The organism is Pseudomonas sp. NPDC099000 (assembly GCF_044759925.1).
Taxonomy (GTDB): domain Bacteria; phylum Pseudomonadota; class Gammaproteobacteria; order Pseudomonadales; family Pseudomonadaceae; genus Aquipseudomonas.
In genome coordinates, this window is the sequence record NZ_JBIWAF010000014.1 from 79,490 (window position 1) to 97,032 (window position 17,543).

Annotated in this window: 12 protein-coding genes and 1 pseudogene; 5 read left to right on the top strand and 8 right to left on the bottom strand. The window is 59.0% G+C overall.

Annotated features, from left to right (window positions below):
• Window positions 1–13 precede the first annotated feature (13 nt).
• A complete protein-coding gene (locus ACIQV9_RS17590; RefSeq protein ID WP_008030363.1) occupies window positions 14–1,225 on the bottom strand; it encodes a pyridoxal phosphate-dependent aminotransferase in 1,212 nt (403 codons plus the stop codon).
• Between the two features lie 226 nt (window positions 1,226–1,451).
• On the opposite strand from ACIQV9_RS17590, the gene msrB reads away from it, so the two are divergent.
• The 3 genes from msrB to ACIQV9_RS17605 all read left to right on the top strand — a co-directional run bounded on the left by msrB (window position 1,452) and on the right by ACIQV9_RS17605 (window position 2,978).
• On the top strand, window positions 1,452–1,847 hold the full coding sequence (gene msrB, locus ACIQV9_RS17595) for a peptide-methionine (R)-S-oxide reductase MsrB (protein WP_403103877.1): 396 nt from the start codon (window positions 1,452–1,454) through the stop codon (window positions 1,845–1,847).
• Between the two features lie 187 nt (window positions 1,848–2,034).
• Window positions 2,035–2,520 carry a glutathione peroxidase gene (locus ACIQV9_RS17600; RefSeq protein ID WP_403103880.1) on the top strand — a complete coding sequence of 162 codons (486 nt, stop codon included), beginning with the start codon at window positions 2,035–2,037 and terminating at the stop codon, window positions 2,518–2,520.
• Window positions 2,517–2,978 carry a MarR family winged helix-turn-helix transcriptional regulator gene (locus tag ACIQV9_RS17605; protein ID WP_403103882.1) on the top strand — a complete coding sequence of 154 codons (462 nt, stop codon included), beginning with the start codon at window positions 2,517–2,519 and terminating at the stop codon, window positions 2,976–2,978. Before ACIQV9_RS17600 ends, ACIQV9_RS17605 begins: the two co-directional genes overlap by 4 nt.
• Here the strand turns inward: ACIQV9_RS17605 and ACIQV9_RS17610 are convergent.
• Entirely contained in the window at window positions 2,962–5,283 is a 2,322-nt protein-coding gene (locus tag ACIQV9_RS17610; protein ID WP_403103884.1) for a response regulator, read from the bottom strand. The two genes, ACIQV9_RS17605 and ACIQV9_RS17610, sit on opposite strands and share 17 nt — an antisense overlap.
• Window positions 5,284–5,451: 168 nt before the next feature.
• Between ACIQV9_RS17610 and ACIQV9_RS17615 the strand changes: the two genes are divergently transcribed.
• Window positions 5,452–6,342, top strand: a complete 891-nt coding sequence (locus ACIQV9_RS17615) for an ATP-binding protein (protein ID WP_403103887.1) — start codon at window positions 5,452–5,454, stop codon at window positions 6,340–6,342.
• Window positions 6,339–6,821 carry a GAF domain-containing protein gene (locus ACIQV9_RS17620; protein ID WP_403103889.1) on the top strand — a complete coding sequence of 161 codons (483 nt, stop codon included), beginning with the start codon at window positions 6,339–6,341 and terminating at the stop codon, window positions 6,819–6,821. The genes ACIQV9_RS17615 and ACIQV9_RS17620 overlap by 4 nt, the downstream gene beginning before the upstream one ends.
• Here the strand turns inward: ACIQV9_RS17620 and ACIQV9_RS17625 are convergent, their stop codons facing one another.
• The 6 genes and pseudogenes from ACIQV9_RS17625 to ACIQV9_RS17650 all read right to left on the bottom strand — a co-directional run bounded on the left by ACIQV9_RS17625 (window position 6,822) and on the right by ACIQV9_RS17650 (window position 17,496).
• A complete protein-coding gene (locus ACIQV9_RS17625) occupies window positions 6,822–9,770 on the bottom strand; it encodes an HD domain-containing phosphohydrolase (RefSeq protein ID WP_403103891.1) in 2,949 nt (982 codons plus the stop codon). It lies immediately after the preceding gene.
• 49 nt (window positions 9,771–9,819) lie between these two features.
• A pseudogene (locus tag ACIQV9_RS17630) lies at window positions 9,820–13,463 on the bottom strand (transporter substrate-binding domain-containing protein).
• An 8-nt stretch (window positions 13,464–13,471) separates the two neighbouring features.
• Window positions 13,472–14,098: a response regulator transcription factor gene (locus ACIQV9_RS17635; RefSeq protein WP_094468347.1), complete on the bottom strand. Its 627-nt coding sequence runs from the start codon at window positions 14,096–14,098 to the stop codon at window positions 13,472–13,474.
• Between the two features lie 256 nt (window positions 14,099–14,354).
• A complete protein-coding gene (locus tag ACIQV9_RS17640) occupies window positions 14,355–14,747 on the bottom strand; it encodes a response regulator (RefSeq protein WP_403103895.1) in 393 nt (130 codons plus the stop codon).
• Window positions 14,748–14,933: 186 nt separating this feature from the next.
• Complete coding sequence (locus tag ACIQV9_RS17645) at window positions 14,934–16,265, bottom strand: deoxyguanosinetriphosphate triphosphohydrolase (protein ID WP_219095302.1); 1,332 nt, start codon at window positions 16,263–16,265, stop codon at window positions 14,934–14,936.
• Window positions 16,266–16,332: 67 nt separating this feature from the next.
• A complete protein-coding gene (locus tag ACIQV9_RS17650) occupies window positions 16,333–17,496 on the bottom strand; it encodes an EAL domain-containing protein (protein WP_403103898.1) in 1,164 nt (387 codons plus the stop codon).
• Between the last annotated feature and the right edge of the window lie 47 nt (window positions 17,497–17,543).

Here is a 17,543-nt window from a genome sequence, read left to right on the forward strand (position 1 = left end):
GGTGACAGTCAGCTTACTGGCGGTAGGATTTGAGGAAGTTGCCGATCCGGCCAATGGCCATGTCCAGGTCGTCCACCCGTGGCAATGTCACGACTCGGAAGTGGTCCGGCCAAGGCCAGTTGAAGGCCGTGCCTTGGACCACCAGCAGCTTCTCGGAGAGCAGCAGGTCAAGCACGAACTTCTCGTCGTTGTGGATCGGGCAGACTTTCGGGTCGATCCGCGGGAACGCATACAACGCCCCCATCGGCTTGACGCAGCTCACGCCCGGAATATCGTTGAGCAGTTCCCAGGTGCGATTGCGCTGTTCCAGCAGGCGACCTTGCGGCAATACCAGGTCATTGATGCTCTGATAACCGCCGAGTGCGGTCTGGATCGCGTGTTGGCTCGGCACGTTGGCACACAGGCGCATGTTAGCCAGCATGTCGATGCCTTCGATGTAGCTCTGGGCGTGGTGTTTCGGGCCGGAGATGGCAATCCAGCCGGAGCGGAAACCGGCCACGCGATAAGACTTGGACAGACCGTTGAAGGTCAGGCACAGCAGGTCCGGCGCCAGGGACGCGGTGCAGATGTGCACGGCATCGTCGTACAGGATCTTGTCGTAGATCTCGTCGGAGAACACCACCAGGTTGTGCTGGCGAGCCAGTTCCAGCATACCCAGCAGCACTTCTTTGGAGTACACGGCGCCGGTCGGGTTGTTCGGGTTGATGATCACCAGCGCTTTGGTGTTCGGGGTGATCTTGGCCTTGATGTCGGCCAGGTCCGGCCACCAGTTGGCCTGCTCGTCGCACAGGTAATGCACCGGGTTGCCGCCGGACAGGCTCACGGCAGCGGTCCACAGCGGATAGTCCGGGGCTGGCACCAGCACTTCATCGCCATTGTTCAGCAGTGCCTGCATCGACATCACGATCAGCTCGGAAACGCCGTTGCCCAGGTAGATGTCTTCAATGCCGACGCCTTCCACCTGCTTTTGCTGGTAGTACTGCATGACGGCCTTGCGCGCGCTGAACAAGCCCTTGGAGTCGCTGTAGCCCTGAGCGGTCGGCAGGTTGCGGATCACGTCCTGGAGGATTTCGTCCGGCGCTTCGAAACCAAAGGGCGCCGGGTTGCCGATGTTCAGCTTGAGGATGCGATGACCTTCCTCTTCCAGGCGTTTGGCGTGCTTGAGCACTGGGCCGCGAATGTCGTAGCAGACGTTGGCGAGCTTGTTCGATTTGCTGACCTGCATGGCGATGTGTTCCCGAAAATGAACGATCCAGGCGGCGTATGAACTACCGTACTGGGAATCCTGCGTATTCACACAGGCCTGACGCCTTGAGATGCAGCACCCATAAATCCGTTTGAATGCGCGTGGACTGGCTGCCAGACTGGCGTTTGACGAGGCGCAATCATACGTGCCCCCCGATCCGTGGAAAAGGTACAGATCGGGCTTTTTCAGCTGCTGAGGTGTGACGATGGAAAAGTTGGAAAAAACCCTGGAAGAATGGAAGGCGATGCTCGATCCAGAGCAGTACAACGTTTGCCGTCTCAAGGGCACCGAGCGGCCGTTCTCCGGCAAATACAACGACACCAAGACTGACGGTGTTTACCACTGCATCTGCTGCAACGAGCCGCTGTTCGACTCCAAGACCAAATTCGACTCCGGCTGCGGCTGGCCGAGCTTCTACGCGCCGATCGGCGACAGCGCCATGGTCGAGATCCGTGATGTCAGCCACGGCATGATCCGCACTGAAGTGGTCTGCGCCAAGTGCGAGGCGCACCTGGGGCACGTGTTCCCGGATGGCCCGCCGCCGACCGGCCTGCGTTATTGCATCAACTCGGTGTGCCTGGACCTGGTGCCGCGCGAGTAATGCGAGCCTTGTAGGAGCGAAGCTTGCTCGCGAAGGCGCCCGGTCAGTCAACATCTGCGTTGAATGTTAAGACGCCTTCGCGAGCAAGCTTCGCTCCTACAGAAGATCAGCGCTCAACAATTTAAATTGCACACAATTCAATTGCTCGCTATGTTCATGGCTTGTTCCTTCAATTCGAGCCAAACCCATGAGCGACAACCTGCTGACCATCCCGGTGACCACCATCAAAGGTGAACAAAAAACCCTGGCCGATTTCGCCGGCAAAGCCGTTCTGGTGGTCAACACCGCCAGCAAATGCGGTTTCACCCCACAGTACAAAGGCCTCGAAGCGTTGTGGCAGACCTACAAGGATCAAGGCCTGGTGGTGCTCGGCTTTCCCTGCAATCAGTTCGGCAAGCAGGAACCGGGTAACGAAGGGGCGATTTCCGAGTTCTGCGAATTGAACTTCGGTGTCAGCTTCCCGCTGTTCAAGAAGATTGACGTCAATGGTGCCGGCGCTCATCCGCTGTTTGTGCAGTTGAAGAAACGCGCACCGGGCGTGCTGGGCTCCCAGGGCATCAAATGGAACTTCACCAAGTTTCTGATCGGCAAAGACGGCCAGTTGGTCAAGCGCTTCGCTCCAGCGACCAAGCCGCAGGACCTGAGGCGCGAGATCGAAGCCCTGCTCAAATGAACACCTTGTCCGTCGATTCGCTGAAGCTCGACAGCCAGCTCTGCTTCAAGCTGTACGCCGCTTCTCGGGCGGTGGTCCGCGCCTACAAGCCGATGCTCGATCAACTGGGCCTGACCTACCCGCAATACCTGGCGATGCTGGTGTTGTGGGAATGGCAGGAGACGGCGCCGGAGCAGCCGACGGTCAAGGCGCTGGGCGAACGCCTGGCGCTGGATTCCGGCACCCTGACGCCGTTGCTCAAGCGTCTTGAGCAGCTGCAACTGGTGCTGCGCCAGCGTTCGGCGCGCGATGAGCGAGAAGTGCACCTGAGTCTTTCGCCAACCGGCAAGGCCTTGCGTGATCAGGTCGGGCCGCTCAAGGCCCGGTTGCTGTGCGACAGCGGCGTCGATCTGGATCGCCTGAATGATCTGCGCGACGGTCTCGATCACCTGCTGGGGCAAATCAAAGCGCTGTCGTAGTCGGTATCCACAGGTCGAGCAGGGCAGCCAGTTCTTCACGGCGGAAGGGCTTGGCCAGGTAATCGCTCATGCCCGCCACACGGCAGCGTTCGCGTTCCTCGGACATGGCGTTGGCGGTCAAGGCCACGATGGGCAATTGTGGCCAGCGCCCGCTGCGCCGGATTTGCCGACTGGCTTCATAACCATCCATCACCGGCATGTTGCAGTCCATCAGCACCAGATCGAATTCGCTGTGCTCAAGCTGATCCAGGGCTTCGGCACCGTGAGCGGCAACGATCACCTCGCAACCGAGTTTGCCGAGCATGCCCTTGGCCACCAATTGATTGACCGGGTTGTCCTCGACCAGCAGGACACGTCCGCGCCGTTGGGGGGTAAGGGCTTCGACCCGGGCACCGTTGATCAGGTTGCTTTCAGGCAACAGCACCCGGCGCAATGTCTGGTAAAGCGCATTGCGCGCCAAAGGACGTGCCTGTTGTTGCAGGGGCGCCAGGGCGCTCGCTTCTTCGCTGGGCATGAAGCTGCCATAGGCGGTTACCAGCAAGATAGGAGCGTCGAGGGTCGGGCGCAGGCCAAACAGGCATTCGGGGCAGTCGGTGATCAACACATCCGGATCGAGGCCGATGAACGAGTCGTCGATGGACCGTTGCTGATACTCGAGCCCCCAGCCGGGCAACAGGTTTTTCAACAGTTCCGCCAGGCCGCTGTTGGCCGCGGTGATGGCAATGACCTTGCCCGGTAACGGCTGCGGGGGGATGGCTCGGGTGTGGCAGGGCAACGGCAGGTCGGCGCAGAACTGGCTGCCGAAACCCGCTTCCGAGCTGATGGTCAGCCGCCCCTGCATGGCTTCGCAGAGGTTATAGGTCAGCGCCAGGCCCAACCCGGTGCCGCCGAATTGTCGGGTAATGCCGGCACCGGCCTGCGTGAAAGGCTGGAAGATTTTGACCTGGGCATCCTGGGCAATCCCGATGCCGGTGTCGCAGACTTCGACTCTGACGCCGTCTTCAAAGGTTGAAAGGCGCACATCGACCCGACCGAATCGGGTGAACTTGAGGGCGTTGGACAACAGGTTGCTGACGATCTGCCGGACGCGGGTCGGATCCCCCAGCACCAACGCCGGAAAGTGCGGGTCGATCAGGCAGGTCAACTCGACGCTGGGCGCGGCGTTCTGCGACAGCAGGTTGGCGGTGTCTTCGATCAGCGACCCGAGGTCGAACGGAATGTGTTCGAGTTCGAGCTGGCCGGCATCGAATTTCGACAGGTCGAGAATATCGTTGAGCAGTTCCACCAGCACTTTGCCCGAGTCATGGGCGATGGACAGCTGTTGCTGTTGTTCGGCGTTGAGCGGGCCGTCCAGCGAGAGCGCGATCATGCCCAACAGGCCGTTGAGCGGTGTGCGGATTTCATGGCTCATATTGGCGAGAAACACCGAACGTGCTTCGGCCATATCCAGGGCGGTGCTTCGTGCGACTTCCAGCTCCTGGTTGGATTGGCCGAGCCGGGCATTGATCGCCTTGAGTTCCGCGGTACGGGCCGAGACGATGTTTTCCAGTTGCCCGAGGTAGTCGGTCAGGCGGTTTTCAGCGTTGCGTCGCTGCTGGATTTCGGTGGCGATGTTTTCAAATTGCTGGTTGGCCACTTTGACCAGGACGCCGATTTCATCCTTTTTATGCCCTTTCGGGTACTCCAGCCAGGTCGGTTCCGCGCTACGCGGATCGCGCCCGCTGAGTTCGCGGATGACCCGCACCAGCGGTTTTGTCAGCATCACGTAGAACAGCGCCAACAGGATGCCGGTGAGGATCAGGCTGCGAGCAAAGCCGTTGAGCAGCGTCACCTCGGCCCGGCGCAGGAAACGGCTGCCGAAGGCGTACGTATCGACTTCCAGGTGCAAGGTGCCGAGGGATTCGTCCGGCAAGTTGTCGAGGTAGAGGCGGTCTTCGAACTGGCGGTTGGCGCCGAACAGGAAGTCGCTGATCATCCGATAGTTGCTTTGCAGGGTCGGGCGTTTGACGCTGGCCAGGACGGTGCCGTTGTTGTCAGTCAGTTGCGCACCGACGATCGCCGGTGAGCGCAACAGGCCCATGGTCAGTTCCTGGGAGAGTTCGGCGTCGATGTTGTAGGCGATGCGGGACGCGGGGTTATGGCTGATTTCCAGTAAAGACAGAATTTCGCGGTTGATGGAGGCGTCTTCGCTGGCATAATCGATGCCTATTTGCAGCAGACTGAGCAGCGTGCCCAGAATGAAACCGACAAGCACGGTCAGCCTGGCTTGCTTGTATGACAGCCGGTGGGTGAATTTGATATCCATGGGGTGTTGAACCACTTCCGTTTCCCTTCGCTGCTCAAGCATAGTCGATCATGCATGGATACCGATGTTCTCGCGACCCCTTGTGCAACAAGGGATGAACCGGGCGCCGAATGCTGTGTTGCGTCGCTGTAGTGCCATCATCACTGTGAACGTGCCCGAGGAGAAGACGTGGATTCCCGATTGAATGCTTTTCTTGAACGCGCCGATGCCGTCCTGGCCCGTATCGAACCGCTCTTGCCTGCACCTCGGCAAGCCATCGACTGGACGCAATGCCTGGCCGCGCGCTGGCAGCGCGAAGGCCGCAGCGGTTTTCTGCTGCCACTGCATGTCAGCCTCGATACGCGGTTGTCCGACCTGATCGGTGTCGACCGACAAGTGGAGCAACTGGGGCGAAACACCCAGCAGTTCCTCGACGGCATGCCCGCCAACCACGCACTGCTCTGGGGTTCGCGCGGCACCGGCAAATCGTCTTTGGTGCGCGCCTTGCTGGCCGAGCACGCCAAGGCCGGCCTGCGGTTGATCGAGATCGAGCGCGATCACCTGGCGGACCTGCCGCGCGTGGTCGAACAAATCGCCAGGCTGCCTCAGCGTTTCGTGCTGTTCTGCGATGACCTGTCGTTTGAATCGGGCGAAGGCGACTATCGCGTGCTCAAGAGCGTGCTCGATGGCTCGCTCGAGCAGGCGCCGGATAACGTCTTGCTGTACGCCACCTCCAACCGTCGCCACCTGGTGCCGGAGAAGGAAAGCGATAACGAAAACTGGAAACGGGTTGACGGCGAACTGCATCCCAGCGAGGCGGTGGAAGACAAGATCGCGCTGTCGGACCGTTTTGGATTGTGGCTGTCGTTCTATCCGTTTACTCAAGAGCACTTCCTTGACGTCGTCGAGCACTGGATCGGGCAATTGGCCGGAAAATCCGGCCTTGAGTGGCAGCGTACCGAAGAACTGGACATCCTCGCCGTGCGCTGGGCGACGGGCCGGGGCAACCGCAATGGACGCTGCGCGTATCAATTTGCCCGCTATTGGGTCGGGCTGAAGCTGTTGGAGCACAAAGCATGATCGATTTACAGAAGAGCGGCCAAGGCCTGGACGGTTACGGCATGTTATGGGCGCAGCTGGAGTCGTTACTGGCAGACGAACGTGACTTTATCGCCAATGCCGCGCAGTTTTCGGCGTTCCTGTACAGCCAGCTCGACGACTTGAACTGGGCCGGTTTCTACCTCAATCGCAACGAAGAACTGGTGCTTGGCCCGTTTCAGGGGCAGATCGCCTGTGTGCGGATTCCGTTCGGTCGCGGCGTGTGCGGGACAGCGGCAGCGACTTTACAGACCCAGCGGGTCGAAGACGTTCACGCGTTCCCCGGGCACATTGCTTGCGACAGTGCCTCGAACAGCGAGCTGGTCGTGCCGCTGGTCAAGGACGGTCGCCTGATCGGCGTGCTGGACCTCGACAGCCCGAGCCTGGCGCGGTTTACCGCTGAGGATCAGGCCGGTATCGAGCAACTGGCGGCGATTTTCCTGCGTCTGACGGATTGCTGATCACGCCCCCAAGCCGGCCTTGACCAGCAGGCTTGACGGGTCGACCGCATCGATCTGTCGTGGATCGAGGAATCGGTCGGCGTATTGCAGATAGATGCCGGCGTTGATGAACAGGCCGAACAACTCCGGATCGATATGGGCGTCACGGCACATGGTGGCCATGATGCCCAGCGCTTCGCTCAAGGTCTTGGCCTTCTTGTAGGGGCGATCGGCGGCGGTCAACGCCTCGAAAATATCGGCAATCGCCATCATCCGCGCCGGCAGGCTCATTTCTTCGCGCTTCAACTGTTTGGGGTAACCGGTGCCGTCCATTTTCTCGTGATGGCCGCCGGCGATTTCCGCGACGTTGTTGAGGTGGCCGGGGAAGGGCAAGTGGCTGAGCATCAGGATTGTCTGCACCATGTGGTGATTGATGATGTAACGCTCCTCGCGGGTCAGCGTGCCGCGGGCGATGCTCAGGTTGTAGAGCTCGCCCCGGTTGTATTTGTAGCGCGGCACATCGAGCTTGAAACCCCAGGGGTTGTCTTCCGGGATCAGCTCGCTTTCGGCGCGCTCGAACAAATGCTCGGGCTTATCCGCCAACAGCGGCTCGCTGACCGGCAAGGTCGGGGCCGGGGTTCGTGTCTGGCGGCGGTTTTCTTCCCAGGACACGCCGATTCGATCATCCAGGGTTCGGGTCCAGTTGCGCTGGGCAATGCTGCGCAGCCGTTGCAGATCGGCCTCGGCCATGGCCTCTGCGCCCAGATTGCAGCGGGCGACGAAGGCGAAATCATCATCCAGCCCGGCCAGGTTGGCATTGCGCAATTGGGCCAGGTGCTGCTCGTCACCGCCCAGGGCGATGGCCTGCCAAAAGTTGATCCAGGCATCGCGCTTAAGGACTTCGAAACGGGTGCGAATTTCATGAATGCGGTCGTTCAGGGTCTCAAGCTTGGTGGCTTTGTCGACCACGTATTCAGGCGTCGTGACCTTACCGCAGTCGTGCAGCCAGGCCGCAATGTGCAGGGCTTCCCACTCATCTTCGGTGGGGTGGTAGTCGCTGAAGGCCGGCGCCTGACTGGCGGCAGCCGCCTGGGCAAGCATCAGGGTCAGCTCCGGCACTCGCTGACAGTGACCTCCGGTATAGGGGCTCTTGGCATCGATCGCACCGGCCAGCAGTTGAATGAAGGCGTCCAACAGTTGTTTCTGTTTGGCTTGCAGGCGCTGGCTCTCAATGCTCACGGCAGCGGCGCCGGATACAGCCTGGAGAAACGCGATGCGGTCCGGGCGCAGTTTTTCCAGGTCGCTTTGGGTGCCACTGTCGGTCAAAAGCAGGATCAGCAGGCCCACGGTTTCGTTGTGCCGATTGTGCAAGCGGATGCCGATAAGGTGCGCTCGGGGGCATTCCATCGCGAGCATTACCTTCTGCAAATCCCCCGCCTGTTCGAAACCCAGATTGATAACGACATTGTCAGCGTTCGACAATTGCTGCAACCACCGAGGACTCTGCGGATCCTGGAGATCGTGTGCCTGGACACCGAATGAGGGCAATGCCTGTGACGTGCCATTGATGACGAGGCCTTGGGGCTCCATGCGATCGCTGTCACGTTCGCGCAGGTAAATCAGACCGGCCTGGGCTTGCCCGATCTTCACCGTTTCAAACAGCACCCGCTGCAGTAACGGCGCGAAACGGGTCTCGGCGCTCAAGCTGTCGGTAATCTGGAAAAAACTGCCCAGGGTGTCCTTCATCCGCGCCATCGACACGCTGAGTTGATCGATTTCAAGCACCGGCGAACTGCGGCCGACCGGAAAGTTGAAATTGAAACTGCGCACCGCATCGGCTTCCTGCACCAGCGCGCGCAGGGGCTTGACCAGGACTCTGGAGGTCAACCATCCCACGGGCAGGCACAGCAGCAATGTCGCCAGGGTAATCAGCGCGCCTTGCCAACGCATGCGGTAGGCATCGGCGAGCAATTCGTCCTCTGGCACCAGCAACGCCAGTTGCAGCCCCTGAGGCCCGCCCTCCGACATGCTGCTGCGCGCCACAATCCATTGACGACCGGCGGCGTCCAGCCGATTACCGGCCGGAGGATGGGTGAGCAGGGCGCCGAGGCCGGGGCTCAGGTCGGCAGCCTTGTTCAGGTGAGCGGTCTGGTCATCAATAATCAGTTTGCTGCTGTCAGGGTAGGCAATGGCATTGCCTTGGGCATCGAACAGCACGATTTCGGTATGGGGCGTCACCACATGTTTGGCCAGGGTGGCCGACAATTCGGCCAGGGTCAGGTCGGCACCGATCACCGCGTTTTCACCACTGCGCCGGGCCAGGGTGGTGCCGACGTTGCGGGTGGAGAAAAAAACGTAGGGTTCGGTGGTGATCTGATCCACATCGCCGCGCGCGCTGGAGAACCAGGCGCGGGTGCGGGGATCATAGGTTTCGTCGGAATTGTCCTGACGGTTGATGAGTGTCAGGGATTGATCAAAAAACAGCGATTGAGAGCGGATCTGACCACTGCTGCCGTCGTGTTCAATGCTCCAGACTTGAAACGCCGCTGAATCCGGGGCTTTTAACTCGGTTCTCAGGGCAGTGGTTCGCAGCGGGCGAACCATGAAGAAGTCCCCATTGCCGTAGCCCAGGTACAACGATGCCAGATTGGGGTTGTCCTTGAGCGACTGGCTGAAGGGCTGAAGCAACGCCAGTCGCTGCTCCAGATTCGGTGCCCGGGTCGCCGGGTAGTCCGCCAGCAGGCTCAGCAGATGGCGAATCGGTTCATAGGTGCCTTGCAGGTCCAGGCGGACATCCTGCTCGATGCGGTTGAAGAGCTTTTCACTGCTCGAAAGAATGATCTGCGTGGTTTGTCCGTAGTGGAAAATGCCCAACACCACGCCGGTCAGCAAAAGCAGGAAGGTAAACATCACACTGATATGGATGTGCAGGGGAAACCGGCGTTGATCCGGGCGCAGTGGGCTGGGCATTGCGGTTCTCTCCATGATGGTTAACACACTGCTCAGCGTCCAAGCATAGTTAAGGCTCCATCATTCTGCTTTTGTCGTTGTGGCCTATCTGTTGCTCCAATGCCTGCTCCAGCTCGAGCATCGCGCGGTCCATGGCCCTGGTGCAGTTGACGACTACGTCAGGGTGGAACACTTGATGGCAGGCGTTTTCCAGCGCCTCGCAGCTGTCGATCAATCGGCAAGCCTGGACGATTCGTGCAGCACCCTTGATTTTGTGGGCAACCTCGATGAAAGCCTGCCGATCTTTTGTGGGGGACAACGCCAGCAACTCTTGCCGATCCAGACGGTTGCTGTTCAGCAGTTCGGACAACAGGCGCTGGTCCAGTGTCGGGCTGCCACCCGTTAGCAGATGCAGCCCTTCAAGGCTGAAGGCCGGGGCGCGGACCGTCGGCACAACGCCTTCAACCCATTGACTCAAGGCTGTCAGGCTCAGGGGTTTGAACAGGCAGTCGTCCATTCCGGCTTGTTTGCAGCGTTGTATTTCTTCCGGTTGTGCGTTGGCGGTGAAGCCCAGCACGGTACAAGGCAGGCACTGCGTTTGCTGTTCGTGTTGGCGAATGGTGCGAGCCAGTTCGTATCCATCCATGATCGGCATGTTGCAGTCGACGATCACCAGATCGAACACCTCGTCCTTCCAGGCCTTCAACCCCGCTTCGCCATCCGGTGCGGCGCTGGAGCGATGTCCCAGGAACTCCAGTTGCTGACACATGAGCAAGCGATTGGCGGGATGGTCGTCGACGACCAGGACGTTCAGTACAGCCGAGGTCGTCTGGAGGGACGGTTCAGCGGTTTTCGACACCCGCTCGGCTGGCAGTGTTGCAAGGTTCAGCGAGATCCGGACCTGAGTGCCGATACCGGCCTGGCTGCTCAATTGCAGGTTGCCGCCCATCATCTCGCACAGATTGCGGCTGATCACCAGACCTAGACCCGCGCCGCCTCTGGCCGCCTGCCCGGACTGATCGGCCTGGGCGAAAGGCTCGAACAGACGCCGTTGATCCTGTTCACTGATCCCGACCCCGCTGTCCTGAACCAGCACCTGCAACAGCACCCGGTCGGGTTCGTCGGTCGGATGCAGCTCGACCACGATCCGGACCTGACCCTGTTCGGTAAACTTGATGGCGTTGCTGACGAGGTTGGACAGCACCTGCTTGAAGCGCATCGGGTCCAGCAGGACATCGGAGGGTGGTTCTGCCGGGTTGAAGTCCAGCCGCAGGCGCAGATTTTTCTGGCGGGCCAGTCCGTCGAAGATCCGTACCACCGACGCCACGGTTTCTCTCAGGTTGACGCGCTCCGGGCTCAGGCTCAGTCGTCCGGATTCAATTCGCGCAATATCAAGAATGTCCCCGATCAGGTTCAGCAGGTCTTTCGCCGAGTGGTAGGCCACGTCAATGGCCGGGCGATCCGGGTGGCGGTGATCGATACGCTTGAGGGTCAGTTCGAGCATGCCGATGATGGCGTTCATGGGAGTGCGGATTTCATGGCTCATGGTCGCCAGAAAGGTGCTTTTGGCACGGTTGGCTTCATCCGCACGCTCTTTCGCGGCACGCAAGTCATCGAACAGTTGCCGCCGCTCGCTGATGTCGATCCAGCCGCCAATGATGCCTTGTACTTCACCGCTGGAGTCCCGGTAGGGAAGTATCCAATGATAAATCGTCAGCGTGCGGCCACCGATATGCAATGGCCGGTCGAGAATCAGCGGCGTCCCTTCGGTCACGACGCGTTGGTAATCCGCCTGGTATTCCTGCGCTTCAAATGAGTTGCTCATGCTGCCCTGCATGACGTTTTTACCAATCACGTCTTCGCGTTTGGCGCAGAAGACCTCCAGGTAACTGTCGTTGCAGCTTTGCAGCAAGCCCTGGCGATCACGCACGTAGATGGGATGAGGCGTGCCGTTGACCAGCGATCGCATGAATTCGAGTTGGTCGTTCAGGGCGAGCTCGGCGGCCAGACGCTGGTTGATCTGGCGACGCATGTAAGCGTTCCAGGTCATGGAAATCAGCAGCAGCACGCCGACTCCCAGAACGATCTGATAGAACACCCGGTGATAGTTGCGCCAGGTATTTTGCGAGGCCGACGAGTAGCCTCGCCAGCGGCTGTTGATAATGCCCAGCTCTTCCGGCGCGATGCTCAGCAGTGCCTTGTCGAGGATCGAACCCAGCTCCTTGGCGTCGCGCCCGGTCGCCAGGGAGAACGCGGCTTGCCGGGTGCCGATGGTGGTGCTGATTTGAAGTGTGTGCTCGAAAACCCGCGATGAGATGAAGTAGTTGGCAATCACCAAAGAGCTCACGGCACCTTCAGCCTGACCTTCGGCGAGCAATTCTACTGCGCTGAAGGTGTCCGGCGTTTCGATCAGATGGATGTGCGGGAACTCGCGGCGCAGGTATTCCACCATTGGATTGCCTTGGGCGATGGCCAGGCGCTTGTCCGTGAGTTGTGTCAGGTTTGACGGGCTGTCGGCAGCTTTGCGGGTGAGCAGGACAACCGAGTTTTCCAGATAAGGACGGCTGAAGTTCAGCAGCGTTTCACGTTGGGCGCTGGGGAGCAGAGCGGCAATCAGGTCGGCCTGATGGCTGTTGACCTGCTCGATCATCTCGTCATCGTTGCGGCTGCGATGGATCTCGAAGCGCAAACCGGTGCGCAATCTGATCAGCTCGAGCAAGTCGGCGGATACGCCCGAAAGTTGCCGTCGCTGTCGAAAAAAGTCAGCGGCGCCAACGCTTCGTTGACCGCGACGCGCACGACTGGATGTTGCGCCAGCCAGCGTTGTTCACGGTCGGTGAGTTGCAGTTTCTGATCGGTGAGAAGCATGTCACTGCCCGCACTCCAGCGTTTGGCGATGTTTTCTCGCTCGCTGCCAGGGGTCGCTTTGAGGATTGCGTTAATGATCCCGAGCAGAGCCGGGTTGTCCTTATGCACGGCAAAGCTGAAACCGTGGGCCTCGTGTTTACCGAAGTTCGCCATGCGGATGTTGTTCAGGTAGCCCTTGTTGATCATGTAATGGGTTGAAATGGTGTCGCCCAGAAAAACATCGGCCTGGTCGAAAGCCACCGCATTGATTGCGTTCTGGTAGGAGGGGTAGGAAGTGATGATCGCTTTCGGGTACAGGGCTTTGACTTCGTCCAGCGGCAAGTAGTGATACACCATGCTCAACCGCAGCCCGGCGAGGCCGTCGCTCAGGGATCGGGTTTCGCCTTCCCGTGTCACCAGAACCGGTTGATCTACGGCATAGGGCAAGGACAGCACGATGTCGGCATTGCGGGCTTCAAAGCCATTGGCGCTACCGAGCATGTCGACCTCGCCTTTTTCCAGGGCCTCGATCGCGTCTCCCCGGGAAACGTAGCGCTGGACCTTGACTGGCAGGCCGGTGGCCTTGCTCAGGATGCCCGCGTAATCAGCAGTGAAACCTTCGTAGTCGCGGCCGCTGATGGTCAGGTCGAAAGGAGGGTAGTCGGGGGCAGAGGTGCCCAGAATCAATTCACGCTTATTGTTAAGCCATTGTTGTTGCGATTTATCCAGTCGGACTTCCATGTGTCCGGTCATTGAACGACTGAGCAGGGTGTAATGCTCGCTCGCCGTCTGTGCCGCGTGCGCTGAGGTGCTCAGGCATAAACCCGCGGTCAGCGGTATCAGATAATCCATTAAACGACTGGGCATCCTGTTTCTCACACTAACGCGTTGCGTTTTGCCATATCAATGAGTTCAACGAGTGATTTGGCCTTGAGTTTTTGCATGAGACGTTTTTTGTAAGTGCTGACAGTCTTGTTGCTCAGGAACATGCCCTTGGCAATTTCCTTGTTAGTGCGGCCTTGGGCAAAAAGTTGCAATACCATCAACTCTCGGTCATTGACTGACTTGAACAGTTCGAGGTCGGCGTATCGCTCATCGTCAGCACGGACAGGATTCAAGGCCTGGCTGGGGAAATAGTTGTAACCTGATAGTACCGCTTTAATTGCGCTCACCAGTTCACTAAGGTCTTCCTGTTTGCATACATACCCGGACGCGCCGGATTGCATGCAGCGAATACCGAAAAGTGTCGGACACTGGGCCGTTAACACCAGCGTTTTGAGGGGGGTACTCATTGCGTTGAATCGGGAGAGAACTTCCAGCCCATCCAGCTTGGGGATGCTGATGTCAAGAATGACCAGGTCTGGCATGCATTCACGAACCATCTGCATGGCATCGACCCCATTATCAGTCTCACCGACGACTTTGTAACCCTCATGTTCGAGCAACATTCGGACGGCAAGACGGATGACGGGGTGATCGTCGACAATAAAAACGGAGTTCATAATCAAATCCCATACGCGCTCAAATAAAGCGCGCACCTTAGCTCAGATAGTTGAGGGGGGTATGAACTGACAGGCCTGTAGTGGCAATATAAGATAATTCCTACAGTGGAAGAAGAATCGGACTACGGATCAACTAGGTTTTGCATGAGGATCAGTGAAGGTGTTGTATGTGTGTTTGGCGGGCCGGACAGGTTTATTTGAAGAGCATTAGATAGGTGTTTGAATGTTTTTTTAGTGTGTCTTTGTTGGAGTGTTTTTATAGTGAAGCCAAGGTCAATAAGTTTCTAAAGTCTGATTGTTTCAGGGGTTTGATCAAATAGCCCAACAAGGGCAGCCCGTGTTCGCCGGCTATTCTTTCAAGTCCGTCCAGTTCAATGGATGTCAGACTACTCAGTAGAATTGCCTGTCTGATCAGTCCCCGCTGGCTGGCGAATTCGATCAGATCAAGACCGGGGAGGTCGGGCAGGCATTGATCGCACAAAAGGATGTCGAAGGGTTGCGATGCTTTGAGCATTTGCTGCAAGGCGGCTTCGGCGCTGTCAGTGGCGGTCAGTTGAGTGAAACCGTAACTCTCCAGCAGGCATAGGGTTGCCCTGAGCTGGAAGGGATGGTCTTCCACCAGCAAGATACGCCAATCGTGTTCAGACATAGGATTTTTCATGCTTCATCTGTCGAGCAGAGGGGCGATGATTATTTCGCGATCAGACCGTTCATTCGATCAGTCGGCTCTGCACAAGGTGTAGGGCGATTCTGTTGACGCGCGGATTGAAACGAGAAATGCGCAGAACGTCGATCAGCCGGTCAGGAAGCCCTGACGCGGCTGATCGATACACGGTTATCCGTGGCTTGAGCGACCGGTCATTTCCAGTGCCATTTGACTGGCATAGCTGTCGGTCATGCCGGCGATGAAGTCGATCATTCTCAGGAACGAAGTGTGTAACGGACCATGTGGATCGGGCGCGTTGTTGCCTAGCAGGTCGAGGATGCGCCGGCTCTTGAAGGACGGTGTTCGACCGTTGTGTTGTTCCAGTGCCGCACCGCAGAACGCGTTGAGGAGGATTTCGAGGGTGGTATAAGCGCCGATTTCGTGCAGCGTCTTGCGCTTGTCCTGGAAGATCTTTTTGCGCGCCATGTCTTTGGCATTCAAGACGCAGCGTTTGGCCGGACCATGCATGTGCTCCACCAGGTCGCCGGGCAGCGTGCCGGCCAGCAGCGAGTCCTGTTGCTCGACGAAGGCTCGGGCGGCGGCATTGGTCAGGTGCTCGATGGCCTTGCCCCGCAGGATCGCCAGTTTGCGCCGACGCGAATCCAGTGGGCCCAGTTGGCGATAGGTTTCCGGGAGATCATCACCCACCAGGTCGAGCAGCAAAGACTCGACTTCGGCGTACTCCAACAGGTCCATTTCCAAGCCATCTTCCAGATCGATCAGCGCGTAACAGATGTCATCGGCGGCCTCCATCAGGTACACCAGTGGATGGCGCGCCCAGCGCTGTTCCTCCAGCTGCGGCAGACCGAGTTTAAGGGCGATCTGCTCCAGCAGCGGAAGTTCGCTCTGATAGCAGCCGAACTTGTGCTTCTTGTAGCCCAATGAATCGGCGTGCTTTGCCGTCCACGGGTATTTCAGATAGGTGCCCAGCGTGGCGTAGGTCAGCCGGGTGCCACCGTCGAATTGATGGTACTCAAGCTGGGTGAGCACCCGGAAGCCTTGAGCGTTGCCTTCGAAATTCAGGAAGTCATTGCGTTCGACTTCGCTCATGGCATCGAGCCAGCCACGGCCGGCAGCCTGCTGGAACCAGTGACGGATTGCGTCTTCGCCGGAATGCCCGAAGGGTGGATTGCCGATGTCATGGGCCAGGCAAGCCGATTGCACCACCATCCCCAGGTCGCTCGGCTCGCACCAGTCAGGCAAGGCACTGCGAATGGTTTCACCGACGCGCATGCCCAGCGATCGACCGACGCAACTGACTTCCAGCGAGTGGGTCAGGCGCGTGTGGATATGATCGTTGCTGGTGACCGGATGGACCTGAGTCTTGCGCCCGAGGCGGCGAAAGGCACCCGAGAAAATGATGCGGTCGTGGTCTTTGTGAAAAGGGCTGCGGCCGAGTTCTTCCGGGCTGTGCAGAGGCTTTCCGAGGCGTTCGCGGGTAAGCAGGGTTTGCCAATCCAAGGCTGGACTCTCCGTCAGGTGACTGTGCCCCTAGCTTCCGGGTTCAGGCCTGCGCCTGCAAGCGGAACTAAAGCCCCGCGGCGTCGATGTCGATGAGCAGCAGTCGCTCGCCGTTGTCGAAAAATTGCCCGGCAGTCAGGCAGTACTGATTGCTGGTGGCATCGCGGTAGGTTGTGGACAGTGTCAGGCGCCGCTCTTCCCAGCCTTCGGCCAGCAAGTGATAGAAATAGGGCCGCCACGACCAGTTATGGCCCAGGTAGCGGTTATCGGCCTCCCAGCCGTTGTTGCGCCATTCCAGATTGGGCGTCAACTGGGTGCCGTGACGGTCGCATTGATAGAAGCGCAACAGCCAGGGAAACGCCTGCAATTGTGGCAAGGCGCTCAGTGGCGCTCGGGCCAGGGCCCAGGCTTGCAGGATCGCCATCAATTCGCAGAGTTGCTGGCGCATGATCATCAGTCGACCGCGTTCGCCCAGTTTCTGCTGAACATAACGCTGGCGCAGTTGCGCGAACCGTTCGACAAAGGCGTCGGTCGCAAAGAAGTCCGCTTGCGCCTGGGCAAACAGAAACCCTTGTACGTAACGTGAACCGCACTCCAGGGCGAAATTCAGTTGAGCGTCGGTTTCCACCCCCTCGGCGATGATCCAGCAACCGGTTTTCTCGGCCATTTGCGCCAGGGCTTTCACCACGTCGCCGCTGGGGCCGCCCAATGCCGCGGCCTGGAACAGTCGCATATCGAGCTTGAGAATGTCCGGTTGCAGGGCCAGCACGCGATCAAGTTGCGAGTAACCGGCACCGAAATCATCGATGGCAATCCGTGCCCCGGCTTGTCGATAACGTGCCACGACGTCGGCCAGGCGCTGGATATCGCCCCCCAATTCGGTGATCTCGAAGACGATGCGTTGCGGGTCGACAGTGTGCCGGCTCAATTGCTTGAGGCTCGGCAGAGCCTGGTCCGGCCGTAAGCGGTTGATCCATCGCGGTGATATGTTCAGGCTCAGAAACCAGTCCGATGGCGCTTCATGCAAACGGCTCAGAGCGTTGTCGCGGATCTGCCGGTCAAGACGACGAAGGGCGATGGCGGGCGTTCGCGAGTCGGCGAACAACGGACCCACCGAAGCCAGTTGACCGTCGGCCTGTCGCAGTCGACCCAACGCTTCCACACCCGCGATACGGCCCGTGGCGGTATCGATAAATGGCTGAAAGCAGGCGAGCGGTTGCCCGTCGATCACGAGGCCTCCTTAGTAAGGTCTTGTTTTTGGATTGACCTGTACGCCGG

Bases quoted from the DNA above. Each gene is read 5' to 3' on its own strand.
- ACIQV9_RS17590 (WP_008030363.1), bottom strand. From the start codon at position 1,225: ATGCAGGTCAGCAAATCGAACAAGCTCGCCAACGTCTGCTACGACATT.
- msrB (WP_403103877.1), top strand. From the start codon at position 1,452: ATGGAAAAGTTGGAAAAAACCCTGGAAGAATGGAAGGCGATGCTCGAT.
- ACIQV9_RS17600 (WP_403103880.1), top strand. From the start codon at position 2,035: ATGAGCGACAACCTGCTGACCATCCCGGTGACCACCATCAAAGGTGAA.
- ACIQV9_RS17605 (WP_403103882.1), top strand. From the start codon at position 2,517: ATGAACACCTTGTCCGTCGATTCGCTGAAGCTCGACAGCCAGCTCTGC.
- ACIQV9_RS17610 (WP_403103884.1), bottom strand. From the start codon at position 5,283: ATGGATATCAAATTCACCCACCGGCTGTCATACAAGCAAGCCAGGCTG.
- ACIQV9_RS17620 (WP_403103889.1), top strand. From the start codon at position 6,339: ATGATCGATTTACAGAAGAGCGGCCAAGGCCTGGACGGTTACGGCATG.
- ACIQV9_RS17625 (WP_403103891.1), bottom strand. From the start codon at position 9,770: ATGCCCAGCCCACTGCGCCCGGATCAACGCCGGTTTCCCCTGCACATC.
- ACIQV9_RS17635 (WP_094468347.1), bottom strand. From the start codon at position 14,098: ATGAACTCCGTTTTTATTGTCGACGATCACCCCGTCATCCGTCTTGCC.
- ACIQV9_RS17640 (WP_403103895.1), bottom strand. From the start codon at position 14,747: ATGTCTGAACACGATTGGCGTATCTTGCTGGTGGAAGACCATCCCTTC.